We start from the raw sequence: 24667 nt of genomic DNA, 5'->3' as shown, positions 1-24667 counted from the left end.
CTCACGCGAAGGCGGCTCCGAAGCAGATCGGCTTGGCAGGCGGCTGCACGGGGCCGGTTTGGCGCGGCATGACAGAAATTGCCCCCTGTGCCCGGTCTCCGGTCACAAGTGCTTTTGCAAATGGATGCTCAAGGACAGGGGAGCTTTCGCCATCATCTGATCGGCGCAATCGGGATCATTCTCTGCCTTAGGACCTGGTCAAACGATAACGGCAGGTTTCAATGTCAAATCCGTCAACTTTATACCCCTGCGCGAAGGCCGAGGTCATTTCTTCCCGCACGCGATGCCGTTCGCCAACCGCTGCGTCAAGATCCGAAGCCAGCAGCCCGTCCAGGTCCTTGGGGATCTCCACTGTCATGGAATCCGCTGCCCCGGCGGGCGCGACCGTTTTCCACCCTTTCGCCAGCGCCTCAACGCGCGGCGCTGTGAGGGTCCAGTCGACCAGCAGGCGGTCTGAGGGAATGCCAGCGTTGATGCCGACCATTTCACCGTAATAATCTTCGTAATACGTTCTGGCCGAGCCGCCCAGACGGGCAATATTCAGCCCTGCGTTGACGCGGCGCAGCGGGTCGAACGTCCAGCGGACCAAGGTCACGCCACGCTTCAGGCACCAGTCGCGCTGAAACCATTTCAGTTTCAGCCCCAGCCCCATGCCGCGGCTGTCGGGATGCACGGCCAGCCGGTGCGAATGCTGGATATGCGGCTGCCCGGTGGGGAAGCCGAACAGGAACCCAAGCATCCGCCCGTCCTTGAAGGCGCCCGCAACAAGGCCGCCTTCATGCTGGATCGCCAGCATCAGGTCGGAGTTGTCCGGCGGGTCGTCCTTGCCCCAGACCTCTTTCTGGAACCACTCAGCATGTTTAAGTTCGGCCACGCCGTTCAGTTCGCGCAGAACCAGCCCCGTATTCACCATGTTCATGCAGTGATCTCCTCGGCGTGATCCGTGACAGACGCGAGGTAATCCCGGTCCAGGGTCACGCCGATGCCCGGACCGTTGGCGGGAACCGGCATTTCGCCATTGGAGGCTTCGAGCGGTTCGTTGGTGATGTCCCGCGCGAAGTAGCGGCTGGCGCTGGAGGTGTCGCCGGGCTTGGTGAAGTTGGCGAGCGTTGCAAGGTGGATGTTATGCGCCCGGCCGATGCCGCTTTCCAGCATGCCGCCGCACCAGACCGGCACCCCGAAGGCGGCGCAGGTGTCGTGGATGGCGCGCGCCTCGGCAAAGCCGCCGACGCGGCCGACCTTGATGTTGATGACCCGCGCGGCGCCGGTTTCCAGCGCCTTGCGCGCGTCGCTGGCGCTGCGGATGCTTTCGTCGAGGCAGATCGCGGTCTTGAGTGCGCGCTGCACCTTGGCGTGATCGTGAATGTCGTCATGAGCGAGCGGCTGTTCGATGTAATCCAGTGCGAAGGCGTCCAGCGCCTGCAGCTTCGCCAGATCGGCCAGGCCGTAATCGGTATTCGCATCGACCGTCAGCTTGATGTCCGGGAACTCGGCCCGCACCGCCTCGACGATCCGGACGTCGTGGCCCTGAGCGATTTTCAGCTTGGTGCGCTTGTAGCCCTGTTCAACCGCGGTGCGGACCCGTTCCAGCGAAGTTTCAATCGGCGCGATGCCAAGGCTCACCCCCACGTCGACATGATCGCCGGTGCCGCCCAGGGCGGCTTTCAGCGGCAGGCCGAGGCTTTTGGCCCAGAGATCCCAGAACGCCATCTCCACCACCGCCTTGGCCATGCGGTTGCCGCGCCAGGGCGACAGGATCGGCTGAAGCTCATAGGGCGAGGCAAAACGCTTGCCGACGATCTGCGGCAGCAGCACCTCGCGCAGAAAGGCCATCGCGCCGGGGATGGTCTCCTCCAGGTAATCCGGGGTTGGGTCCATCACTGCTTCGGCCACGCCCTCGATGCCTTCGCCCTTCAGGATCAGCAGGGGGAAGGTCTTGGCGGTCATGGTGCCGGTTGAAATCACGAAGGGGGTGAGCAGCGGCAGGCTGACAATACGCAGCTCGGCGCTCTCGATGCGGATGCCGGGGCGCGAGGGGGCGGGGGGCTGGGGTGAATCGCTGGTCATTTCTGAAACCTGAATAGGGGCCGGGGTCACATCGCCTTGGCGATGAAACGGCGGAATTCTTCTGTTTTGGGATTGGTGAACATCTCGCCGGGCGGCCCCTGTTCAGCGATGCGGCCTTCGTGCAGGAAGACCACTTCGGAGGACACTTCGCGGGCGAACCCCATTTCGTGGGTAACGACGATCATCGTGCGGCCTTCGGCGGCGAGATCCTGCATCACCTTCAGCACCTCGCCCACCAGTTCGGGGTCAAGGGCTGACGTCGGCTCGTCAAACAGGATCGCGTCGGGCTCCATCGCCAGGGCGCGGGCAATCGCGACGCGCTGCTGCTGGCCGCCGGAAAGCTGGGAGGGATACATATGCATCCGCTCTTCCAGCCCGACCCGCTTCAGGAAAGCCTCCGCCTTGCTGCGGGCCTCGGCCTTGGGTTCGCCTTTGACCTGGATCGGGCCTTCCATCACGTTTTCCAGAACCGTGCGGTGGGTCCAGAGGTTGAACTGCTGAAACACCATGCCCAGCCGGGCGCGGATCGCCTCGATATGCCGCGCATTCTGCGGCTTGCCGTTCTTCACCAGGATTTCTTCGCCATGCACGGTCACCTTGCCGGAGGTCGGCGTTTCCAGGAAGTTCAGGCAGCGCAGAAAGGTCGATTTGCCCGAGCCCGACGATCCGAGGATGGAGATCACGTCATGGTTCCTGGCCGCGAGCGAGATGCCCTTGAGAACCTCGACAGAGCCGAAGGATTTGTGGATGTCTTCGGCTTTCAGAATGATGTCCGGTGGGGTCATGCCCGTGTCTCCTTCAAAGGCTGGACGGTGGCTGGGGCTTGATGCCGGGCGCCGATATGGCGGCTGAGGCGGCGTTCAGCCTGCCGCCAGAGCAGGACAAAAACCGCGGTGATGCAGAGATAGATCAGGGCCGCCCAGAGATAGACCGAGAAGTCGAAGGTCTTGGAAAAGACCTGCCGGGTGCGGCCCATCACGTCAAAAACCGTGACCACGCTGGCCAGCGCGCTGGCCTTCATCAGCAGGATCACCTCGTTGCCGAGCGCGGGCCAGGCGATGCGGTAGGCATGCGGGAACACCACCCGGCGCAGGGCCGTGAACCGGCTCATTCCAATGGCCTTGGCGGCTTCGATTTCGCCGCGCGCAACACCCAGGATACCGCCGCGCAGGATCTCGGTCTGATAGGCGGTGGAGTTGAGCGCAAACGCCAGCAGCGCGCAGTTGAACGGGTCGCGGAAGAAGGTCCACAGCCCCCAGTCCTGAAGCAGGGGCCGGAACTGGCCCGACCCGTAGTAGATCAGAAACAGCTGCGCCAGGATCGGCGTGCCGCGCATGAACGAGACATAGAGCCGGAGCGGCGCCTGCGCCATCGGGGAGGCGTGGACGCGGATCAGCGCGAAGGCCGGTGACACCAATGCGGCGATCAGCGCGCCAAGCAGCGTCAGCTTGATCGTCATCAGCGTGCCATCGAGCAGCCGGGGCCAGTATTGCGCGAGGATTTCGAGGGGGTTCATCTCAGGCCCTCCGGATGCCGCGATTGGCGCGGCGTTCCATCTGCCCCAGCACCAGTTCGGACAATACGCACATCGCCCAGTAGATCAGGCAGGCCAGAAGGTAGAAGGTGAAGGGCTGCTTGGTCACGCCCACGGCGACTTTGGTCATGCGCATCAGGTCATCCAGCGCAATGACCGAAACTAGCGCGGTGTCTTTCAGCATGTTGATCCACAGGTTGCCCAGGCCCGGCAGCGCAAAGCGCCAGACCTGTGGCAGCCGGATGCGCAGGAAGATCTGGCGCTCCGTCATGCCGATCGCCCGCCCGGCTTCGGCCTGGCCGCTGTCGAGCGACTGAAACGCCCCGCGCAGCACCTCTGCGGCAAAAGCGCCGAACACCATGCCAAGAGCCACGACCCCGGCCGCAAAGGGGCTGAAGTCCGTGGGCGCGGCCTCCGGCGCCCACCACTGCAGGACCGCGTTTATCAGAAGGCCTGCGCCATTGTAGACCACAAAGAGGGTCAGGATCTCTGGCAGGCCGCGCATGACAGTGGTGTAGCCGAACCCCAGAAGCCGCAACGGCAAAAGCCGAGACATCGAGGCGGCGGCGGCCAGAAACCCGAGGAACAGCCCGACGGGGAGAGTGACGATCGCCAGTTGCACCGTGATCGCCAACCCCCGCAGGATTTCGTCCCCCCAGCCTGCATCGCCATATGAGAACAGTTCAAACATGGATACCCTTTTCAGGCTGAGGGGACATTCCGCTTACTTCATCGTGTAGACGTCGATGTCGAAGTACTTGTCGTTGATCGTCTTGTAGGTGCCATCGGCGCGGATCTCGGCCAGGGCGGTGTTCAGCTTCTCGCGCAGCGCGTCATCCTCCTGGCGCACGGCGATGCCCACGCCATCGCCAACGAAGGCCGGATCGGTGATCGGCTCGCCCGCCAGTTCGCAGCAGCTGCCGTCATCGGACTTTTTGGTCCAGTCCAGCATCGGCAGCATGTCCCCGACTTGCAGGTCGATACGGCCCGAGGCCATGTCGAGGTTGACCTCGTCCTGGGTCGGATAGAGGCGGATGTCGGCATCCGGGTAGGCGGCCTCGATGAAATCGGCCTGGGTGGTGCCCGACTGCGCGCCGATCACCTTGTCTGCCAGCGCCTCGTTGGTGAATTCGGTGATGTCCGAACCTTTCGGCACGACATGGGTCATCGCCGCCAGATAGTAGGGATCGGTGAAATCGACCTGCTTCTTGCGCTCTTCGGTGATGAACATCGAGGCGATGATGAAGTCATACTTGCTGGCCAGAAGACCGGGAATGATCCCGTCCCAATCCTGCGCCACCACGGTGCAGTCCTCGCCGATGCGCTTGCACAGCTCCAGACCGATCTCAACGTCAAAGCCGGCAATCTTGCCGTCGGATTCGATGTAGTTGAACGGCGGGTAGGCGCCTTCGGTGCCCAGCCGCAATCCGTCCGCCGAGGCTGTGCCGGCGGCCATCGCCGCGGACGCCAGGGCGAGTGCCAGTGTCTTCTTCAATGTCATGGGAGTTCCTCCTGTCGTTTCCAAGTTTTGATTATTTTTCGACGGCGGCGACCGGATCGCCGACATGACCGGTGAAGCGGCCGTAAAGCGCTGCAATCCGGTTCAGACGCTCTTCGACCTGCGGCCCCAGTTCCATGCACACGCCATTGATGAGGAGATTGGACAGGCTCGCCATCTGCGCCGTGGAATCCCAGAACTGGTTGAACTGGGTCGGTACGGCAAAAACCTCGTCGGCGGTTTCGCGGCCCCAGTCGCAGAACACATCGGTAATCAGAGTCACCGGAATGCCGGCGGTCTTCGCCTCGCGCGCCAGAAGCTTGGCCAGCCGGGAATAGCGGCGGGCCTCGAAGATCACCAGACAGGCCTCCCGGCCGGAGGCCAGTATTTCGGCAAAGTTTCCCGCCGCCAGGTCAATCAGGGTTACCTCGTCGCGCAGGTATTGCATCTGATTGGCAAAATACTGGGCAAGCCCGCGTTCGGTCTGGAAACCAGCCACGTAGACGTGCTGCGTCCTGGCCAGCCTGGCAACCGCATTTTGCCACTCAGCGGACCGGGCATATTCATAGATCCGCACGACGGCCGCGATTTCCAGCTCCATTCCCTGAGAAAGATGGCCCTCGTCGTCGCGGGCGGTAGTGCGCAGTTCATTCAGCCGGTCGCTCACCAGCCACGGATGGTCGCCCAAGTCGTCCTTCAGGTGCTCTTTCAGATCCTTGAAACTGGCGTATCCGTTGCTGCGGCAGAACCGGCCAACGGTGGCTTCGCTCACCCCGACTTTCTCGGCGAGGCTGGCGGCGGTCTCAAACGGAACCTGCTCCAAGGCGCTCAGCATATAGTTGGCAATGGCTCGCTCGGCTTTCGAACCGGTTTCAAGGGCATGGGCAAGTTTTGAGCGGACAGGGGCGGGCAACGTAGCGGACCTTGCGATGGGGATGAACCGTTTGAGTGAAATTGCAAGAAAACTGTCACCTGGTCAAGGTAATTTAAAAAACTTACATCCGTGCCAGCGGGCGACACATAAAGCGCTGAAATAAATGGGGATCTTGCCGGGACAGTTTTCGGCCTGCCGGGCGGCGTCCCGGCAGTGCCCGCAGCGGGGTGCTGGAACTTGGGGTGCAAAAAGTGCTAAGCGGCGGCGTCGGCGCTGCGTTCTGCAGCAGCGCTGTCAAAAACGGGGCTGAATGGGGCCGAAACGGGGAAGCCGCACAAAATGGCGAATTCAAAAAACCGCGAAAGATCAGGGTTTTCCGATGTCCGGCGCGCTGCGCGTCTGTCCGTTGCGCCGATGATGGATGGGGCGGCTTGCTAGAAAAATTCCCATTAAATCAGCTTCTTGCGTTGTGTGGATTGGGCGTGTTGTCCCGAAAGTTGTTCCGGGTTTAGTTGTTCCCCGTCCGGAACAACAAAAAACGCCGCTCAATGGCGGCGCTTTTACAGGATGGCTGGGGTTAGTTTGTCCTAGCTGTGCATCTGTCGGAATGCCCGTTGGGCTTCCTCCCGCCTTCTGTCCAGGTACTCGGCCAGATCCTGCAGGTGAACTCCCTTTGCGCTCTTTTGGCTTGCCTCGATCGAGACAAGCGGCAAGGCGATCTGACCTTCATTCACCTTGCGAAGGAATTTCGGAAGGGTAAGGTGCTGGAAATAGTCCTGCACCACTACGTCCGCGGGGATTACTGCGCGTCCGTTGTATTGGGCCATGAGCAAAAAGGCGGTGTTCATGCTGCGGCCTCCTGCTCCACTAGGTGGGCGCAGTTCGCGCGAATCAGCGCCTCTGCCATCGCCGGTGCGACGCTGTTGCCGCACATGCGGGTCTTGTCGGTCTTGTTGAGCTTCCGCCCGCCTGCTTGGTCAATCTCATAGGTTTCCGGGAAGCCTTGGGCGCGGAATTGTTCGCGCGGGGTCAGCATCCGCATTCCAATATCAGTGATTGCGTAGGGTTCGCCCTGAATCACGACCGTCACCAGGCCGAAACGGTCCCGGGTGGTCAGGGTGTGCATTGGCTGATCCAAGCGCGGATCCTGGTCTGTGCCGTAATATTTATGCAGGAACGCAGCAATCAATGCCTGCTTGCCGCCGCCACCCGCGGTGAGGGTGCCAACAGGCGCCGTCGCAGAGCGGGCCACGCTGGCGCCATAGTGGGGCATCATGTAGGCAGCCACTACCTGCTGCTGGGTGCCCCTGGTGGTCAGGGTGCTGAGCGGGGCGGTCGCCGGGCGCCCGGCGTTGTTTTTCATGCGCTCGCCGGAATTGTGCTGGGCTAGGAAGGCGGCCACAAGGGCGTGCTTGGTGCCGCCTGCCACTAGGGTTCCCAGTGGTTTGTTCAGGCCGGGCACGCGCGGCGCCTGGCCCTTGCGTTCGCCGTAGCCGGTTTGCACCAAGGTTGGCACAATGATGGCGTTCTGGTCCTTGGGGCTGGCGGTGATGGTGTGGAGCGGAGCAAAGCCGCTGCGGATCCCGCCGCCTTGCTGTGCATAGGTCACAAGGAACGGCTCTTTCGCCTCGATCACATAGCGCATGACGCCGCGGGCCACCCGGCGCAAAGTGGCGGGTTTTAGGGGGCGGCGGGTCTGCAGCCCGTAGCGCTGTTTGATTTCTTGGCTGGTGTCAAAGATCGACGGGCAGGGCAGCGTCCAGTCAATGATTTCGGCCGCCGTGCGCCAGGGTTTGCACAGGCCGGTCAGCACCTCGGCGCTGTCCGGTGCGCCGTGGGTCGGTTCCGGCCAGACAATCGGCCGACCGTCACAGCGGGCAATCAGGAACAGGCGTTTGCGGATGGTGGGGGCGCCGTAGTCGCAGGCGCGCAGCTCCTGCCATTCGACCTTGTAGCCGAGGCGCTGCAGTTCCTTTACCCAATGGCGGAAGGTCTGGCCGCGGCGCTCCTTGCAGGGGCGGTTGGGGCGGCAGGCCTTCTCTGCCGCCCCCGGCCGCACGGATGGTAAACTTTGCGCAGCCGGTGGCCTATGCGGAATATGTCTACGGCAGGGCGCGCAAGGGTGGCCCGCTGGGCTTCACCGGGTTCGCGGACGGCCGGCGCTACTATGTCCCGATCCTCGCTGCTCATGAGATCGAAGGCATTGTCGAGCATTGGCTGGATGAGCGTCCGGTGGCTCTGACTGCAGAAGTGGAGCAAAGCGCGAGCAATATCAGCACCGCCCCCATAGCCGGGCATGGCCGGATCAACGTGTTCACAGGGGCCGCCGGTCAAGTCGTTGACCCGGGCCTTGAGGCCGCTTTCACAGAGATCACTGAGGCGCATGATTTCAAGGGGCTTTCAGGGGCGGTGCTGTGGGCGAAGCGGCCGCCTCAGGAGAGCTTTTCCAAGATCTACCCGAATGGCCGGCAGTGGGCCTATGCGCCGGTGTTCGATGGGAAGAATGACCTCTATGACCCGCGCACCGGCGCCAAGGGTTACTCGAACAATGCCGCCCTGGTTCTGGCCGATTGGGTGGTGAATGTTCTCGGCCGCGCCGTGGATTGGGATGAGGTGGCCGACGAGGCAGATGCCTGCGACCCGCTGGTGATGAATGCCGAAGGCGAGCTGCAGCCGCGCTGGACGCTGAACGGCACGATTTCCGATGAGCAGGCGTATGAAGACCAGCGCGCGCAATTGGCCGCAGCGTGTGATGCGTTCATTTACGAGCGCACAGACGGGAAGGTCGGCTTCACGGTCGGGCGGTGGATTGAGCCGACGCTGACGCTCACCGCGGACGATTGCTTTGCGGTGGAGCTGTCAGAAGGCCAGTGGGGGGCGGATGCGCCGGATGAGGTGTCTGCGGTCTATGTCGAGCCCCAGAATGCCTGGCGGGAAACCCCAAGCGGCACCTGGGTTGAGAATGCTGCGGCAAAGCCCGTCCGGGATGAGCCGCAGCTTTACATGGTCCACAACCACAACCAGGCGTCGCGGCTGAACAAGCGTATCGCGAAGACCAAGCGGGCGAGGTATCAGCTGCGCGCCACAATCGGCATGGCCGGATACGAAATCCTGGGCGGCCGGGAAGGCGGGCGGGCGCACAGGTTTATCCGGGTGCGGAGCGATGAAATTGGCCTGGATGAGTATTTCGAAGTCGGGGAGCTGGCGCGCGAAGGCGTTGGGACATTCACTCTGACCGCGAACAGCGTGAAGCCCGAGGATTTTGACTTTGATGCGGCAACGGAGGAACCAGAGCGGCCGAAATACGGGTCTGTCGTCAGCGATAGCAGCATTCCGGTTCCGTCCAACTTCGGCGGCTCTGCCCAGGACAACGGCTCCATTCTGTTCACTTGGGATCTGCAGGATGCTGCCTATACGCAGGAGGTGCGTTACCGTCCTGCCGGTGACAGCTACTGGCTGACGCAGCAGACATCCGAACTGGCTACACGCATTCGCATCGGCGGGCTGGTGGATGGCCAGGCATATGAAGCTCAGATCAGGAACAGGACCTCGGGCGCGGGTGCATCTGACTGGGGGCCCGAAGATCCGAAGGTCATCAGCGCTGTTTCGGATACGGTGGCACCAGGCGCGTTGACCTCTTTCAGCGTGGTGAAATCAGGCGAGGATGTTCTGATCTCCTTCACTGCGCCGAACGATTCCCACTATTTCGGAACCCGGATCTACCGGGTGCTGGCGCCTATGGATTTCTCCAACGCAGCGTTAATCCACACCGAATACGGCATTGCCAGCAATGGGGACAGCTACACGGATCCTGCGCCCGGATACGGGACATTTCACTATTGGGCTGAACCGATCAACGGCAGCGAGTTGGCCGGGCCGCTGTCCGGGCCGCAAACCGTCACCCTTAACGAGCCGGGACCGTAGGTCCCCAAAAAACCGATCAATTCGCCAAACCGGAGCATCGCAGATGAGCCTTAAAACCGCCGCCGAAAATGTCCTTTTCGGCTATCCGAAGGTGTCGACCAGCCAGCCATCCAAACAGGATCTGGCGGACTTGTTTCAGAACATGCAGCATTCTCGCGCGACTGTCGCGGAGCTGTTGGCTGACAATGTTCTTTCCTATGCTCCGGGGAGCATCCACTATGTCACCGCCGGGGATTACTTGGAGGCAGGCGGGCACCGGTATCAAGTCGCTGCCAGCGGGGCTACAGATCACCACATGCTCACGGTCGGCGGCGTCAAATTGTACGCGCGTCCGCACGCTGGAATGGTGGCAGCAACCCAGGTTGGTGTGACTTTCGACGGCGTGACAGACGACGCCGCAGCATTGAACCTTGGCGCTAAGATTTCCCGTGAAAGCGGGTGGATTTTCATGATCGATGGCACCGGGGGGTATGCAGCTGATACCCTATTCTTCGGGGGCGCTACAGTCTGGGGGCAGGGCGGCATACACGAGGACTTTTCCGGCCGGTCCCGAACAATAATTTTTTCCGACGGGAACCCCGCGGTTGATAGCGCCAAAAACGCAGCGACAGCGCAAACTTTCCACCAGACCCACTGGCGAGGGTGGACCATTGCGGCAGCGGGTGGTGCGGTTCTTCCCATCGACCTCTGGGATGAAGAGAATTTCCCCTATCAAGTTGGCCTTTGGCTGGGCCGGAACCACAACTTCATGCAGAAAACAGATGACCCAACGCCAGAGACCTCCGCTGGTGGGGTGGGTGGCATCAAGATCGACGGCGTGTCAGTTCTGAACATGAGCGGGTGGGGGTGTTACTGCTACAAGTTTTGGGGCCTGTCGTCGATTGAAAATCTCTTTCTGCGGGAATGTGGCAAGATTGGCGCTCAGGCTCTTGGAGACAATGAGCGCGCAGGCGGGCTCGCAATCGCCTCCGGCTCGGTCGATTTCAACGTGACCGGCGTTCACATCTATGGTCAGGAAAGCCCGGAATACGGCTGCGGAATCAAGATCGGTGCCAAGAAGTCGGCGACAGACGCGCTCAACCGCTTCTGGACGCCAGGTGGAAACCAACGGATCACTGATCTGTTTGTCGAGGGCTACCCGGTCCCGCAGGCCTTCAACGCTTCCCGCTCCACTTTCGGGAAAAACTGGACACTGGAGGGCGGCAGCGGCCTTCAAAACGGCGAAATCCGTTTCGGGGATATGACTAACCCGCGGAATGATATGACGCTGCACGTTGATGGATTGAAGACGTTCGCCATCGCGGCAGTCGAGGTGCAGGCACCGGTGTCGATTGAGGGGTACGTTCAGCAGGAAAACGCCAATGTGGAATGGAAATACTATGCGCCGTTCAAGCTGACCCGCGCTGACCTGCCCGTGTCCTGGCTGAACGAGGAGGCTACAATGTTCGGCTTCCCCTTGACTTACAGCCCGCAAGGCGACGTTTCTGCATTTACGGCCGTGTCTTGGAACCAGCTGCCGTTTGCAGTGACAGACACCGTCCAGGCGTCTCCGCAGATGCGCAACCTTCTTCCTCCTTTTGGGGCAGGGCCGGGGAGCGCTCTCAATGCTGGTTGGTCTGGGGATGGCGTTGGCAACATCCATGTCCAGGACGACTATTCTCTGCGCCTCGGTGGCGGGGAGACCGCAACGGCTTCCCTTACCGGCCTGACCCCAGGCGATGTTTACACGGTGTTTTTGTGGGTGATTGCCCCGTTCACGGCCGCGGTCACCAATGTCGCATACCGCGTGTCGAACGGGACTACTGATATCGTCTCCCGCACGCTTGGCGGATCCGGGACCACAACTTCCACGCGCTTCCGGAGGCAATTCAACGTGACGGTTCCTGCAAACGGAGAGCTGCACTTGCACCTCACGGTCTCGGGGGGCGTTCAAGTCTATTTCGAGACGCCGATCATCGTGAAGGGATTGGCGGCGGAGATGGGGGAAATCATTGACCTTTGGCCGACAAGCGAAGGTTTGGTTTCCCGAAACTAACGGGCTGAGGTGAGGCAATGAACAATCTCAATCTGTTCTCTGAAATTTTCAACGAACGCGGCGCGCTGCTGGCGATCTTCGGGGCCATGGGCGGCGCGGTGCGGTCTGCGGCGCTCAAGACGACTTGGCGCGAGGGGGTGAGGGTAGTCTTCATTGGGTCTGTGACCAGCTTCGGTGTCGGCGCGCTGGCGCCGTACCTTGTTAAGCCGTGGATAGGGGACCTTCCTGACGGGATGGCTGGCGCATTGGGAACCCTCTGCGCTGCAGCATTTCTGGTCGGTTTGCTGGCAGTCACGATCATTGAACGTTTCCTGGATCAGTCACAGAACCAGCGGCACCCGGACGGAGCTGAACAATGAAGTCCGCCGCGAAGATCCGGCGCGAGAAGCGGAACCCTTGCGCCGATTTTTGGCACACTCTCCGCGTCGGCGGGGTGTGCTTCATCTTTCTGGTGGTGGTCCTGGTCATTGCTCCGCGCGCCTTTTGAGAGGTGCTGCTGATGCGTTGACGGATTGAGGGTCTGCAGGCGGTCTGCTTGGCGTCTGGTGCGCTGGGAAGGCATCTTAGCGGCACGCCGCGCGTGTGCTGATGAAACCGGCCTTACGCGTCAGAATGAGTGCCTTTCGCTGATCCTGACTGCCTTGAGCAGGATCGATGGCCGCTTGGAGCGAATGGAGCGTATGCCTCAGATCCGCTGACCTAGCATCCAGAAATTCACTGATACCGGCCCCGCTTTCGCGGGGCTTTTCTTTTGGAGGACAAATGACAGAAATTCTTGATCTCGCAACGCTGAAGAAAATCATCGGGCCCATCAAGCTTGGGAGTGGTCAGGAGCGGAATGCCAATTCCTTCCTCCTGGGTTTGAATACCTTCGGCTTCCAGTGCGGCTTGAACCGCTATCACCGGTTGGCGCATTTCCTCGGGCAGTCGATCGTAGAAAGCGGCGGTTTCCGGTATGACCGGGAGCTATGGGGCCCGACGCCCGCGCAGGTGCGGTACGATGTGCGCCAGGATCTCGGAAACACCCCTGAAGCGGATGGCGATGGATTCGATTTCCGGGGCCGCGGGCCCTTCCAGATCACCGGGCGGGCAAACTACCGTGAGTTCACTGTCTGGGCGCGGCGCCTGGATCCCGCCGCCCCGGACTTTCAAGCGGATCCGGACGCGGTGAACCGCGATCCTTGGGAGGGCCTGGGGCCGCTGTGGTACTGGAGCACCCGCAGCATGAATGTGCCGGCCGATGCGGGAGACACGCTTGCAGTCACCAAACGGATCAACGGCGGCTACAACCACTTCACTGAGAGGCAGCTTTGGACCGACAAAGCCCAGCTTGTGCTGCTGGGCTATGCCAGGACCGACATTCGCGGCTTCCAGCGGGTCGCGGGCTTGGCCGCTGACGGCGAGATCGGCCCGAACACCCGGGCCGCAATGCACAAGGCGCTGGTCGCTATGCCGCCCATCCTTCCGCCTCAGGCAGCCGCGCTGCCTTGGTTGCCTGCCTGGCTTCAGAAGTTCCTCACCCGGCTGCGCGGCTAATCGCGGGCCGGTTTTTTCTCCCAAAACCATACGAAAGGAAAGCACATGCTTGAGGGAAAGAAGACATACATCATCGCGGCAATGATCCTGCTGAGTGTCCTCGTCGAAAAGGGCCTTGGCATTGACGTGCCGGGCATTGAGGTGGGCGATGATTGGTTCTTGCTGGTTCTCAATGCCCTGGGGCTTGGCACTCTGCGCAGCGGTATCAATTCCGGCTTGCTGAACCGCTTCCGGTAAGGCCGCCAGGTTTCCGAAGCAAAGCCCCGGCGAAAACCGGGGCTATCTCTCTTTCATCTGGCCAGGCCGTGGGTAGATGATCATGGCCCGCAGAACGGAAAGGGAATGACATTACCTTCCAAATGTAGTAACGCGCTCAGGAGTTGTATTCCTGGTGTATTGAATTGATAGTTAAGCGATATATTCTCCCGCATGCGGCAATTGCCGTGCTCATCGTTGCATTCCCAAAGTCTGGGTTTCTCGCTGGCGGGGTGCCGATCTACATTTCCATCCTGCTCGGAAGCCTCCTTACACTACAGGCGCTTGGGCGCAGCCTCCTGCACAGTGGTGTTGTTCAGGCGACCTATCTGGTACTTGCGCTGTGGTCTGCGTTTTGCCTAGCGCAGACTATAGTTGAAGGATTGACGTTTTCCGAACTTGTGCGGGTTATGTTCAACGTGGTCGCGCTGCTTTCGGTCGGGCTAGTATTCTATCCGATCAGGTCGCAGAATTCCTGCGATACATTTCTTCGGTTTTTTAGGCGAGCATACTATTTCCTGCTGGCATACGGCCTGTTGCAGATTGCGTTCGGTTCGGAAGCGGTCGCAATCAGGAACGTGACTGCGATCTACGCTGAATCGTTCGAAGACATTCTCAACAAACACAACGTGCTGCACGGTTTAGGGGAAGATGCCAGCAAGATCTTCGGGACCTACCAAAACGGCAACCTCTTCGGTGTCGCCCTGGTGCTTTGCGCCCCACTGGTGTTCGCGTCCGAGCCTAATCGTGCTGTGGCGGTGGCGGCATACTTTGTGGCGGGTATGCTGGTGGTGTTTTCTGGAAGTGCCGGCGCTATGGCTGGGTTCATATTTCTCACGTTTCTTTTCCTGGCTAAAGCGCTGCTTGCGGGACGGGCACCGCGAGTTATCGTCAATGCGCTCGTAGCGATCGGCGCAGTCGGCTTCATTGCTGGAATAGCTTCGGGTGCATTTGAGCAGGCATTCAGTTTGATCGAGTACCGGGTTTTAGACCGGGATTTCTCCGTGAACGGGCGATGGATCAAAACGGCAATCTGGTGGTCAAATGTGCGGGCAGATCCATCTTTGATGGTCCTTGGGGATTTGAATCCGCAAGTGTCAATTTTCGAAGTCTTGCCGCTGTCCATCCTTCAGTTTTTCGGTCTGCCAGGGTTGCTACTTTTCTACGCGATCGTTTTCTTGGCGTTGCGGCCTCACAAGATGTCCCCAGCCAAGTACGGCGTGGTCACCTACTTGGCGATGAGCTGCGCAGATGGTGGTTATTGGCTGACGCCCTGCTCGTACCTGCTGGCAATCAACATAGCTGGTGCAAACGCCTTAGATCGTTGGCGTGAGGTTTCGGCCAAGCGGCAGGGGTTTCGCTTCCAGATTAATGGTCGGCGTCTCGCGTGGAGGGCTAGTTGAGTGTAGCCGGTCTGATCCGTGCAGGGAGCCGGACTTAACCGGCATACCTCCAGACCGATCCGGTGGCGGTTTCTGGACTCCTGGCCGCGGAAACCAGCGAAGGGCAAGAGAGCCCATTGCTGCCATTCCCCATTTTCTTGGATGCCGCAGGCGCAAAGGCTCGGTGGCAGGGCGCGATGCTGCAGCGGAATTGGATTGATGCACAGCTTACAATCCTTCTCCCTTCCTCCTATTTTGTGTGTTGGGCTGTCTGTATTTGGGTCGCAATGATTGCAATGATAGCCCTAAGTTTAGGAGCCTTCGAGATCGCTGCATTTTCCTGAGGTTACAAGAGAACCTTTCAGAAAGTAAACAACGGTTGTTTCTTGCAAGCCGGACTCAGATATTGCTTCGTCCAGCAAGTCTTGCGCGACATCACAATTCCCATGGCTGACCTCTGAAATTATCCAATCGACATAAGCATTTTGTGCTGCGTATTGCGCAGCCAAGTCCAGCGATCGACTACCTATTGCTATAGATTCTCTGAACACAGATCGGGCCTTTTCTGGATCTGAGCCCTCTCCCGGAGCAAATAGTGATCGAGCCAAATACCGCGCAGATTCAGATCTAAATGCGGGAATCTCAGATTTTTTTATTGCAACGCGAGCGTACTTCCTCGCAACCTCATTCATTCCGAAGTTAAGACTTTCTGCTGATAGCACAATCAACTCGGCAAAGCCAAGATCATAAGATAGCTCCTCAGATAGTTCATTGGCCCTCACGATAAGCGAAACTTTTTCCCCGTTCGCAACTTTCGAAATCGCTTGTGATGCAGCGCTATTAAGATCTGAATTAGATAACAGTTTCCAATTGATTTCCGTTATTCGCGCCGTGATGGCGCGCAGTTCAGCTCTGGAGCTCTCTCTATCTTTAACTCCTTGAAAGTAAACTCTGTCCGCGAAGCTGATAAAGCCCATTACTATAGACAGTACGAGGGCTATTATGCCTCCCAAAGCGCCAAATCGTCTGATCGTCGATTTTTCATCATTTTCGATTCTGACCTCCAATGCTCGAATTCTTTCACCATATTCATTTGCTACATACGGGCCTTCTGAACTGCTCATTGGTTTCAACTCCTGACTTGAATGAGTGTTACCTACTCGCGGCGCAATCTTGTACTCGTGCTGCGCGTTGACGACCAGTTCCATGGTGCAAACCGGAACCGCCACCCTGCATGAACCATTGAAATCCAGCTTCTACTGCACTCCATGGAGCATGTCGCGCAGCCCAGCAATCGGCTTCAGCTTCAACGGCAACGGGGTGTAGTCGTCGGCTCGTTGTATGGCTCAGAGCAATGTGCCCGTACTCGTGATACTTATAAAACTCACACAGATTGTACCCAAGCCTCTGGCACAACACAGGGTTATAGATAATAACCGGAATCCCATCTGGCCTATTAGTCACCATCGCAATATCTCCCAGTTGGGGATTGGGGATTTCCTGATATGTTCCAACTATTTCCGCGCCCGGGACAGCCCCGTCTCCATTGCTGCCATTCTCAGCTGTTGAACCGGAATCACATGCTTCTTCCTGGCGTTCACATCTAGACCATTCCGCGTCAGCAGTATCCGCGCAACGATCGGTGCATCTATCCCAGGCCTCGTAATTGTGGTCGAATCTTGATTCGCACCTTTCCCAACAGGTATCTTCTTTTTCGTGGCTGCGATCTACGCAATACCTAAATTGATCATAACAATCAGCTCGCCCAGTATTAGAACATAAGAGAATAAGTGATGGCACTGCGATTAGGTATGGTAAGCGTTTGATGGACATCAAAAAAACCTTGCGGCAGAGTTGAGCTAAGAGAAGTATAGCATAAATTGTTGTATTGCTTAACGGTGTTGGCGGTTCTCGTCTTAAGATTCCCAGTACCGGTTGCCTGGGACCTCGACACCGCCACCGAGTAACGGCGCGTAACTCACTGTTCAGCTGGCTCCTCGCTTCGATCTGCTGCGAATGTCCGGTGCTCGCCCGTCGGAGTTGAGACGGCCGCTTATTGTCGACTCAATTGCGCTTGCAGCCAAAGTCCGCAAGGTCCCGCACAGCGATCGCTCGTGCTGGCGGTTTCTGGACTCCTGCCTGCGGAAGTCAGCGAAGGGCAGCAACGAGCCCTCAGCGGACCTTGGTCACAGTGTCAGAGTTCGTTCGTGCAGCATGTCGTGGACGTAAGTCAGAGCGGACACTCCCAGAGATAAAGTCATGCGTAGGCAAGCGCCTCCAGCAGTTTGGATGGCGCTCAACGTTGCAAAGCAGAATTACAAGCTTGTAGAGGGGCTCCTTGACAAGGACCAACCCTTGAGTGAGTAAGTAGTCTATATGCGAGAAGCGTTAGTCGTCAGCAAGGGGCGGCGTATCTTTGCAGTTTGACGTGATCCACGCGTCATTCGAAATGGAAACGACAACATACTACAGCTCCCTGCTGGCGCACCTCTTGGAATGTTCCTTTGGAAAAAGCTCTAGAAAGAGAAATAATCGCAGAAGCTAAGATTCGACTTCACAAGTATGAAGAACGGCTCGAGTATCGCAGAAAATACCTGGAAAGAGTAAAGAAGAGAACCGGTGTCGGAGTTAGCTCACCGATCGTAGCAAGACCAAAAATCTGGAACTATCATCGACAGTTTGACCCGGCATATTGCCTTAGTCATGCTCGCTTCTTAGCAAAATCAATCGTAAAATCCGTTCGGGAGGGAAAGTATAGGCCGATAAAATCCTACAGGTTTAGCTTTCGAAAATCCTCTGGCGACAGAAGGCGCGTTGATGTTTTTGGAATACCGGATTCGGCACTTGCAAGCCTTTTAAGCGAGGCTATGAGATCTCGAAATCAAAAGATTTTCTCGTCTACCAGCTTCGCTTACATGCCCAGCAAGACCTCTCTGGATGCCGTATTTCGGCTTAAACAATATCTGGATTCAGGCAAAGTCTACATCTCAAAATACGACTTCTCCGATTATTTCGGATCGATTCGCACAGATTTCATTGAGAGAGAAGTACTCGAATCCGAGAGTTTTTTGATCACAAAGTTTGAAGAAAAGGTGATTCGTGGATATCTTGATCATGAATATGAAGATCAAGATGGAACCACAGGGGTGCGCGAGATAGGAATACCGCAGGGAAATTCTATTTCCTTATTCCTGGCTAATGCTGTTGGCCATGCACTCGACACCGAGCTTGATAAACTCAGTGGGAACTATATCAGATATGCAGATGACAGCGTTCTGGTAAACTATAGCTATGAGGATGCGGTAGGTGCGATTTCTGCCTATCGCGAATTCTCACGCGAAACGGGTGTTGTGGTCAATCAACTCAAGACTACCGGTATAAGCATATTCTCGACAAGGGAAGAAGAGATGCGAACGGTAAAAATCGTTGAGTTTTTGGGGTATAGCTTCTCGAAAGACAGGATAACGATCTCCGATCCGGGAGTGGAGCGTATAAAAAAACGCTGCGCTCAGATAATATATGAATCTCTGCTTCTTTATCCAAAGAGACACAGTGCACTAAACTGCAAAAGGCTTGACGGAAACAAGCTGGACTGGGATTTTGTCTCCTGCATTCACAGGTTGAGAAGTTACATTAATGGACCCTACACCAACGAGGAACTCAAGGCATTTCTTGACGGCAAGAAGAGAATTAAAGTGCTGTCGGGATGTGTCTCCTACTACTGCCTATCCGATACTGTGTCTGACTTCTCTAGACTTGACGGTTGGCTTGTCTGGGCAATCGAGCGTGCGCTTGTAAAACGGGCCAAGATTATCAAACAAAAATGCTCCAAGAGTAACTGGGATGTTTTGTCGAAGAGCGAAATTATTTCTGGTTCTTGGTTCGACCGGAAGAAGTATGAGTATGAAGTTAGTGCGCCTAGTTTTGTTTTGGCATGGAGAGCTTCTAAAAAGTGTTGGGCGCAACATGGTTCGCTAGGGGTCGAAAAGCCGGGAGGTGACAGCGGTGATTAACGAAAGCGAGAAAAACCATTTCTTCAAGACTAAGGGGAAGATGGAGAAAACCGCATATATAAGGTTCAACCTTGCAGAGCGAATGGATCGATACGAAAAAGGATCGGTTATCTTCTCGGCTCTATTGAGTGTTTATCTGATTTGCTCTTCTGTAGCACTCTTTGCAAACGGTAACCTTGCGTCGTCTGCAGATGGGCATGCAGTAACATTGATAGGTATTATTGCTTCGGTCTCACTCCTCGTTGTCAACCTCCTTGATAACGCAGAAGGTAGAGCGCTTCACGCCCGAGAAATGAGAGAATCGGCTCAAAAGATTCTTGAAATTGTCTCCAGAATGGACTGTGAGCTGGTGTCTTCTGCGCCCGATTCTGACAATTTAAAAGGTTTTGTTGGAGAGTATCATAGCGCAATTGAACGCCAGGGACAGAACCATCAAGCTTGGGATAATGAGTTGTACGAAACTTTAGAAGGCATGAGGCGCGATGGATTTTTTAGTCGTCTCTGGTTTTACTTTTGGCATAAATATCTTTGGTCGAAACGCCTTCTCTTGGACTGGTGGCTCTATTTGTTGATTCTTGGGATTTGCGCTATCGGCTTCTACTTTCTTTTCCTCCGAGCAATTGGGTACTCATAGGTTAGATGCTCTTACTGCATTCTTGCACATTCTAATTTCGCATACAAAAAGCGGTGCGAAAGAATATCAGTCTGGAACTTGAGCTTCATGGAGAGACGACATGCGGCTGTTGTCAGTTTTGCCTTGTGCTTTATCCCGAGCAATCCCACCACGACTTTGCAACGCCTGCTCACTGCCCGAAGCGACCGCGCGAGGTAGCCTAAGCTGCACCTGCGGCGAATGTCGGGTTGGTCCCGCCTTACGCTCGTAGTGCGCCCATAGGGGAAAGTAGTGGGGGACGGTATCGCACAGGTTGCCTTGTCCAGAAATTCTGTCCAGATTGGCCGCGTGAGGCCGAATTTTGAGTAAGAAAGCGATGTCCGAATCCGAAAAAGAACCGGTTCGCAAGATCGGCTATGCCCGCGTTTCGACAGCGGACCAGAACCCCGACATGCAGATCCAAGCGCTCAAGGATTACGGCGTCCCGGAAGAACTGATCTTTGTGGACCGGGCCAGCGGCGGGGCCATGGATCGACCTAATTTCATCCGCGCTCTGCGGCTGGCGCAGGTACCCGGGACGGAGTTTGTCGTCTGGAAGCTCGACCGCCTGGGGCGCACGCTTGAGGGCATTCTTGAAGTCCTGAACCTGCTCAGTGACCGCGGCATTTCCTTTTTTAGCCTGACTGAGCGGGTGGACGTGACAACCCCTATGGGCAAGGCCATGCTGCAGATGATGGGCGTGGTGGCGGAGCTGGAGCGCAACCTGATCATTGAGCGCACCAAGGCCGGGATCGAACGGGCCAAGGCGCGGGGCGAAAAGCCTGGCCGCCCGATTTCAATGACCGAGGAGCGTGCCGAGGTCGCCTCAATGATGCTGCAGATGGGCGACCGCGGAATGACCGTGTTTGAAAAGATCAAGGATCTGAAGGGGCCGCCGATCAGCCGGGCCGCATACTATGCCTGGCAAAAGGACTGGGATGCCGGCCGCGCTGGCGGCAGCGCCCCGGATGATGGGTCTGAATAGGAGCTACAGAGATGTGTGAATTTGGGCTGAAGGAGCTTGAACTTCTCCATGCCAAGATGGCTGTTGCAGTGTCAGAAGTTCAGAAAATCGAGCTATATTCAATATTAGCCCCTGCGATCTTCTACGCTTGGTACGTTTCAATTGTTGGAAAAGCTGGTGCTTACCTAGATCTTGTTGAGAAGACCTTGTGGATACCACCAGTGTTCATCCTACTGGCAGGTTTGCGTATGGCTATGCAGCGCTCCTACATCCGTGCCGCCGCGGAATATACACGCAAGATTGAGGATCATCTTGCCGCTTCATGTAGCTGCCAGGCGTCCAATACAGGGTGGGAAAACTATTGTGCATCCCAGGGTCAAGGGGGGTGGACGTTGTTATTTAGGGTAGTGTTCTGGCTGGGACTTCTGGGGATTACTATTTGGATAGGTTTAGATGCCCACGAAATTCTGTGACTTGAGAGCTGCCCGTTTGGTCGTCGAGCGGCCACGAACTGGCAACCGAGGAAATTCTGACCGAGATTGACGCAATGCTGCGATCTCTGGTCAAGGCGCAATCCAAGTAAGGAGAAATGAGTTGAGGGAATTTTTAAACTGGGTGCTTAAGAATTCGGTGAAAGTGTTGCTCACCGTCATCGTGCTTATTGTCGTCATTATAGCTGTCGGCAAGGCTGCTTAGGGAAAAGGAGAGCAAAATGGCAAGCAGATTCTATATTCCTGCTGATCAAGTTCAGGAGTTGTCTCGGTCTTTGCAGACGGCCGAGGATACAGTTTGTAAGGACCCGGTTGATGCCTTGAGAGCGCTCAATCTCCTCGTCGAAGACGTGAGGAGGCTTGTATTTGCTACAGAAGTTCCCGATGAGCTTGCCGACCAGCTAGAGCGTGACATGGATAGCGCCGAGACTGGATTGTCTATCTAGGGAGAGCTTAAGTGTCTGTAGATGAGACAAATTTGGTTGCTGAGCGCAGCCCTGAAGCAATTCAAGAGGCCAAAGGCGAGGTTGCAACATGCCCGTTCTGCCTTGGCTCGCGTGAAATTCCGGTGCCGGGGAGCGATGACACGCAAGCGTGCACGGAATGTTTTGGTGTTGGTGAAGTACTGAAACGCCAGTCTGGCTAGGGAGCAGGGGCATTCAAGCCAACTAATGAACGAACAGGTGGCCAAGCGCCGCAAGAAAATTAGCTAAGGAAATGGTTATGAAGAGGCCAACGGGCATTCACCGAACAAAGCGCTCACTCGGGGTCGAAGACGACGTTTGGGTCGATGACCGCGGTATGGGGTATGACCTTCCGGAGTCGCGCTATCGGGCAAATCGATATGAGCCCCCAATTGAAAGTTTACCCTGGCAGGCACCAGAAGACGGCGAATGAATTGGAATTCATGCGCCTTTTCGGGGCGCTACAGGTAGGGGCGGGCGGTTGTCTGGGATGGCCCGCCCCCAATCCAGCTAAGGAGAGCGAGCGACCCGCGGGGCATTCGCACCTGTGAAGATGGTACCACGGGCCGCTCTATCCCGCCCCGGAAAGATCGGGATGTAAAGATTGTAGCTCTGTAAGCGGAGCAGTCCAAGAAAGGACTTAAGTCATTGATTTACCATTTGTTTGTAGAGGGTGCGCTTGTCGCGAAAGGTTGCAAAACACTCGCCGAGGCTATGGCGCATGCCGATGAGGAGATTTGCAAGAAGTGTTCGTGCCGGATTGTTGCCATCGGCCACGGTGCCGCCTTGCCTACCCCCACTCAAGAGTGGCGCTATGACTATAAGGTGCAAGACTGGGTTCAGAACTAGCTCCCAGATCGTCGAGCGGCCTGCGAAGGAACTATACCAGGTTGTGCAGGCCGCTCTGCCCCACCCCTTGGAAAGTTGTGGGATGGTAGGGGAGCTAGGACTACACCTAGAATTGTCCAGTTAAGGAGCAGCGGCTCATGGCAAAATGGGAAATAAGACACTGGGATGGAACTTCAGAGAAGAGCGTGGGGGAGATGCCTGGGAACCTGAGTGAAAGTGAAATTCTTCAAGTTCTCCAGCGCTTGGCCTGCATGTCATTGAAACCGCAAGAGATCTTAAGCGCTTCACTTCGGCGTGGAAGTAGGCAGCGCTCTGCAGTGTTGGATCGCGCCGGATTTGGCTTGCCGGTTCAAGTTGACAGTGGCGATGGCTTTTACTCAGCGAACCTGGTCGAGTAGCAGATCCAGAAAAGGAGAAATAAATGAGTGAACTGGCGCCATTTTTGACGGAGATAAAAGCGGCTTCGCGTTCGCCGTTCGCCCAATTGGCTGTTTCGGCCGCGCTAACGCTGCCGGATTTATGCGTTTCCCTGTCTGATCCTCGAGACGACCATCGAGATCGAGGTCGGCGTTACAAGAAGTGGTGCGAAGACAATCTTTCGACAGCTTTCCCGCATCTTACACCAGAAGACATTTGGTCATTGCGCTGTGGTGTTTCGCACTCTGGTAGGTTTGGAGATCCAACTGATAGTTTTGGACGCTACATTCTAGTGCTGTCCGACGCTGATACAACCTTTTCAGATGGAAGGCTGGAAGACGCATACGTCGAAACAGTGAGCGTTTTTTGCGACAAGTTTTGTGAAGCTGTTGAAGAATGGCTTGCAGCGTGTTCCAGCGATCAGGTCGTTATCCAGAACCTTGAGCGGCTGGTTAAGGTGCGGCCTCAAGGCCTTTTGCCTTATGTGTTTGGAATGCCGGTACTAGCTTAGTTTCAGATCCAACAAAGGAGGAAAGAGAATGGCGTACAAAGTAGAATACTATCGAGAGGGTAAGCTCATTGGTAGCTCGCCGTGGGACAAGGACTTAGAGGCAACCAAGCAGTTCGCTCGTGATGGTCTGATCCGGCACAGTTGCGACTTCGCGCGAATTATTGATGTTGACGGGAGTGGTGCGGAGATCTGGTCCGTTCGACGTGACGGCTAGAGGCCAGTAAAGGAGAGGTCGCACTATGGCAAAAGTGGAAAGCGGCAGTGGGGCGGTAACGGTTGGCCTAGAGGCGGTCAAATTCGCATTCCTGCTGAATGGGGCGGGGGCGGTCGCCTTGCTGGGTTTTCTTGCAACCGAGAACATTCAAAGAAAGCCTGAGATTGTTCGGGGTGTCGCTGGTGCATTGGTGAACCTGTCAATCGGTGCGGCTCTTGCGCCTCTGGCTTTGATGTTTACCTATTGGTGTATCCATGCCCAGTATCAAGCAGTCGCCCGCATTAACGCTGGCGAAGGGCCAAGAATGTGGTTCTGGAAATCGCTGGCTGTTGGGGCCGTTCTAGCGGGTGTTTGTTCCGTTGGGGCCTTTGTTTACTCAATATGGACGCTTGGTCCGATTATTGCTTCGCATGTATAGCTCTATCGATTTTGTGATGGAGGCTAGCCGTGAAGATACGGTCCAGAAAAGGAGAGGGCGCCGAATAGATCGGCCCCTTCTACGTTTCTTCGTCTTCTGCGTCTGCCGCATGTTTGCGGATTTCGATGTCGAAGGATAAGTCCATCTCCAACTGGATTTGGTTCTCCTTTGGGTGGAGAGCGTTCCAGTGGTCAGCATCGTATGTAAGCTGCAAGCCGTCACCGATCATCTGCTCCCTCCTTAGATTGAGGGACTTTACCATCACGTTCCGGGGTGCTTCGTCGATATCAACCCAGACGAAGACAGTCTGCTGCCCTTGTTTCTGCGGGACAGCATGATTGACCCGGTAGGGACGCCCGGTGTCCTTGTCGTGCTTGATCTCGTCGCGAGCTGCCCTGGCCAACTCCTGAGCCAGAATGTCCAAAGGGTCCTTCGGAACCGGCATCTTCCAGCCGACAAGTTGCGCAAACTTGGCAACCTTTTTCATGTCGACTTCAATTTCACCGGTCTCATCTTTGTAGTGGCGGATAAGCCTCTGCATGTCTTTCTTTTTACTCATGAAGGTCCTC

The 24667-nt window shown here is 57.0% G+C and carries 27 protein-coding genes; 15 read left to right on the top strand and 12 right to left on the bottom strand.

The features are described 5' to 3' along the window. Positions 1 to 187: 187 nt before the first annotated feature. From PHA8399_RS16275 to PHA8399_RS16235, 9 genes are all read right to left on the bottom strand, one after another. Positions 188 to 919 (bottom strand): GNAT family N-acetyltransferase, encoded by a 732-nt coding sequence (locus PHA8399_RS16275; RefSeq protein WP_058287150.1) that lies wholly within the window; start codon positions 917 to 919, stop codon positions 188 to 190. Then, entirely contained in the window at positions 916 to 2067 is a 1152-nt protein-coding gene (menC, locus tag PHA8399_RS16270) for an o-succinylbenzoate synthase (RefSeq protein WP_058287149.1), read from the bottom strand. The genes PHA8399_RS16275 and menC overlap by 4 nt, the downstream gene beginning before the upstream one ends. Positions 2068 to 2093: 26 nt before the next feature. Further along, complete coding sequence (locus tag PHA8399_RS16265) at positions 2094 to 2852, bottom strand: ABC transporter ATP-binding protein (protein WP_058287148.1); 759 nt, start codon at positions 2850 to 2852, stop codon at positions 2094 to 2096. Next, positions 2849 to 3583 carry an ABC transporter permease gene (locus PHA8399_RS16260; protein ID WP_058287147.1) on the bottom strand — a complete coding sequence of 245 codons (735 nt, stop codon included), beginning with the start codon at positions 3581 to 3583 and terminating at the stop codon, positions 2849 to 2851. Before PHA8399_RS16260 ends, PHA8399_RS16265 begins: the two co-directional genes overlap by 4 nt. A 1-nt stretch (position 3584) precedes the next feature. Further along, complete coding sequence (locus tag PHA8399_RS16255; RefSeq protein ID WP_058287146.1) at positions 3585 to 4292, bottom strand: ABC transporter permease; 708 nt, start codon at positions 4290 to 4292, stop codon at positions 3585 to 3587. Positions 4293 to 4325: 33 nt separating this feature from the next. Then, complete coding sequence (locus PHA8399_RS16250; RefSeq protein WP_058287145.1) at positions 4326 to 5102, bottom strand: ABC transporter substrate-binding protein; 777 nt, start codon at positions 5100 to 5102, stop codon at positions 4326 to 4328. A gap of 31 nt (positions 5103 to 5133) precedes the next feature. Further along, positions 5134 to 6012: a MurR/RpiR family transcriptional regulator gene (locus PHA8399_RS16245; protein ID WP_058287144.1), complete on the bottom strand. Its 879-nt coding sequence runs from the start codon at positions 6010 to 6012 to the stop codon at positions 5134 to 5136. Between the two features lie 548 nt (positions 6013 to 6560). Then, positions 6561 to 6821 (bottom strand): pyocin activator PrtN family protein, encoded by a 261-nt coding sequence (locus tag PHA8399_RS16240; protein WP_058287143.1) that lies wholly within the window; start codon positions 6819 to 6821, stop codon positions 6561 to 6563. Continuing rightward, positions 6818 to 8032 (bottom strand): DNA cytosine methyltransferase, encoded by a 1215-nt coding sequence (locus PHA8399_RS16235; RefSeq protein ID WP_058287142.1) that lies wholly within the window; start codon positions 8030 to 8032, stop codon positions 6818 to 6820. The genes PHA8399_RS16240 and PHA8399_RS16235 overlap by 4 nt, the downstream gene beginning before the upstream one ends. A 2-nt stretch (positions 8033 to 8034) precedes the next feature. Between PHA8399_RS16235 and PHA8399_RS16230 the strand changes: the two genes are divergently transcribed. The 6 genes from PHA8399_RS16230 (at position 8035) to PHA8399_RS16205 (ending at position 15126) form a co-directional block, all read left to right on the top strand. Further along, positions 8035 to 9897 carry a phage tail protein gene (locus tag PHA8399_RS16230; RefSeq protein WP_058287141.1) on the top strand — a complete coding sequence of 621 codons (1863 nt, stop codon included), beginning with the start codon at positions 8035 to 8037 and terminating at the stop codon, positions 9895 to 9897. A 43-nt stretch (positions 9898 to 9940) separates the two neighbouring features. Beyond that, positions 9941 to 11932 carry a hypothetical protein gene (locus PHA8399_RS16225; protein ID WP_058287140.1) on the top strand — a complete coding sequence of 664 codons (1992 nt, stop codon included), beginning with the start codon at positions 9941 to 9943 and terminating at the stop codon, positions 11930 to 11932. 17 nt (positions 11933 to 11949) lie between these two features. Beyond that, positions 11950 to 12291 (top strand): hypothetical protein, encoded by a 342-nt coding sequence (locus PHA8399_RS16220; protein ID WP_058287139.1) that lies wholly within the window; start codon positions 11950 to 11952, stop codon positions 12289 to 12291. 403 nt (positions 12292 to 12694) lie between these two features. After that, a complete protein-coding gene (locus PHA8399_RS16215; protein WP_058287138.1) occupies positions 12695 to 13468 on the top strand; it encodes a peptidoglycan-binding protein in 774 nt (257 codons plus the stop codon). 45 nt (positions 13469 to 13513) lie between these two features. Continuing rightward, the gene (locus PHA8399_RS16210; RefSeq protein WP_058287137.1) at positions 13514 to 13705 is read left to right on the top strand and encodes a hypothetical protein; all 192 of its coding nucleotides are present in this window, start codon (positions 13514 to 13516) and stop codon (positions 13703 to 13705) included. A 251-nt stretch (positions 13706 to 13956) separates the two neighbouring features. After that, positions 13957 to 15126, top strand: coding sequence for a hypothetical protein (locus PHA8399_RS16205; RefSeq protein WP_158509273.1), 1170 nt, complete (start codon positions 13957 to 13959; stop codon positions 15124 to 15126). A gap of 290 nt (positions 15127 to 15416) precedes the next feature. Here PHA8399_RS16205 and PHA8399_RS22405 read toward each other — a convergent pair whose 3' ends face one another. Continuing rightward, positions 15417 to 16229: a hypothetical protein gene (locus tag PHA8399_RS22405; RefSeq protein ID WP_145977057.1), complete on the bottom strand. Its 813-nt coding sequence runs from the start codon at positions 16227 to 16229 to the stop codon at positions 15417 to 15419. 1380 nt (positions 16230 to 17609) lie between these two features. Here PHA8399_RS22405 and PHA8399_RS16200 point away from each other — a divergent pair. The 6 genes from PHA8399_RS16200 to PHA8399_RS22390 all read left to right on the top strand — a co-directional run bounded on the left by PHA8399_RS16200 (position 17610) and on the right by PHA8399_RS22390 (position 21871). Next, complete coding sequence (locus PHA8399_RS16200; protein WP_145977056.1) at positions 17610 to 19118, top strand: reverse transcriptase domain-containing protein; 1509 nt, start codon at positions 17610 to 17612, stop codon at positions 19116 to 19118. Continuing rightward, entirely contained in the window at positions 19111 to 19752 is a 642-nt protein-coding gene (locus tag PHA8399_RS22400; protein WP_145977055.1) for an SLATT domain-containing protein, read from the top strand. The genes PHA8399_RS16200 and PHA8399_RS22400 overlap by 8 nt, the downstream gene beginning before the upstream one ends. 355 nt (positions 19753 to 20107) lie before the next feature. Next, complete coding sequence (locus PHA8399_RS16195; RefSeq protein WP_058287134.1) at positions 20108 to 20755, top strand: recombinase family protein; 648 nt, start codon at positions 20108 to 20110, stop codon at positions 20753 to 20755. Positions 20756 to 20766: 11 nt separating this feature from the next. Beyond that, positions 20767 to 21207: a hypothetical protein gene (locus tag PHA8399_RS22395; protein ID WP_145977054.1), complete on the top strand. Its 441-nt coding sequence runs from the start codon at positions 20767 to 20769 to the stop codon at positions 21205 to 21207. Between the two features lie 239 nt (positions 21208 to 21446). Then, a complete protein-coding gene (locus tag PHA8399_RS16190) occupies positions 21447 to 21671 on the top strand; it encodes a hypothetical protein (protein ID WP_058287133.1) in 225 nt (74 codons plus the stop codon). A gap of 11 nt (positions 21672 to 21682) precedes the next feature. After that, positions 21683 to 21871 (top strand): hypothetical protein, encoded by a 189-nt coding sequence (locus PHA8399_RS22390; protein WP_145977053.1) that lies wholly within the window; start codon positions 21683 to 21685, stop codon positions 21869 to 21871. 463 nt (positions 21872 to 22334) lie between these two features. On the opposite strand, the gene PHA8399_RS22895 is transcribed toward PHA8399_RS22390, so the two are convergent. After that, positions 22335 to 22466, bottom strand: a complete 132-nt coding sequence (locus PHA8399_RS22895) for a hypothetical protein (protein ID WP_280137384.1) — start codon at positions 22464 to 22466, stop codon at positions 22335 to 22337. A gap of 209 nt (positions 22467 to 22675) precedes the next feature. On the opposite strand from PHA8399_RS22895, the gene PHA8399_RS22725 reads away from it, so the two are divergent. The 3 genes from PHA8399_RS22725 to PHA8399_RS16180 all read left to right on the top strand — a co-directional run bounded on the left by PHA8399_RS22725 (position 22676) and on the right by PHA8399_RS16180 (position 24098). After that, positions 22676 to 22936, top strand: a complete 261-nt coding sequence (locus tag PHA8399_RS22725; protein WP_208856321.1) for a hypothetical protein — start codon at positions 22676 to 22678, stop codon at positions 22934 to 22936. Positions 22937 to 22959: 23 nt separating this feature from the next. Further along, entirely contained in the window at positions 22960 to 23466 is a 507-nt protein-coding gene (locus tag PHA8399_RS22385) for a hypothetical protein (protein ID WP_145977052.1), read from the top strand. Between the two features lie 239 nt (positions 23467 to 23705). After that, the gene (locus PHA8399_RS16180) at positions 23706 to 24098 is read left to right on the top strand and encodes a hypothetical protein (RefSeq protein WP_058287131.1); all 393 of its coding nucleotides are present in this window, start codon (positions 23706 to 23708) and stop codon (positions 24096 to 24098) included. 79 nt (positions 24099 to 24177) lie between these two features. Here the strand turns inward: PHA8399_RS16180 and PHA8399_RS16175 are convergent, their stop codons facing one another. Continuing rightward, positions 24178 to 24657 (bottom strand): hypothetical protein, encoded by a 480-nt coding sequence (locus PHA8399_RS16175; RefSeq protein WP_058287130.1) that lies wholly within the window; start codon positions 24655 to 24657, stop codon positions 24178 to 24180. Between the last annotated feature and the right edge of the window lie 10 nt (positions 24658 to 24667).

The organism is Leisingera aquaemixtae (assembly GCF_001458395.1).
GTDB classification, from domain to species: Bacteria; Pseudomonadota; Alphaproteobacteria; order Rhodobacterales; family Rhodobacteraceae; genus Leisingera; species Leisingera aquaemixtae.
Note: the sequence above shows the minus strand (reverse complement) of the source record. Positions and strands in the feature narration are given on the sequence as shown.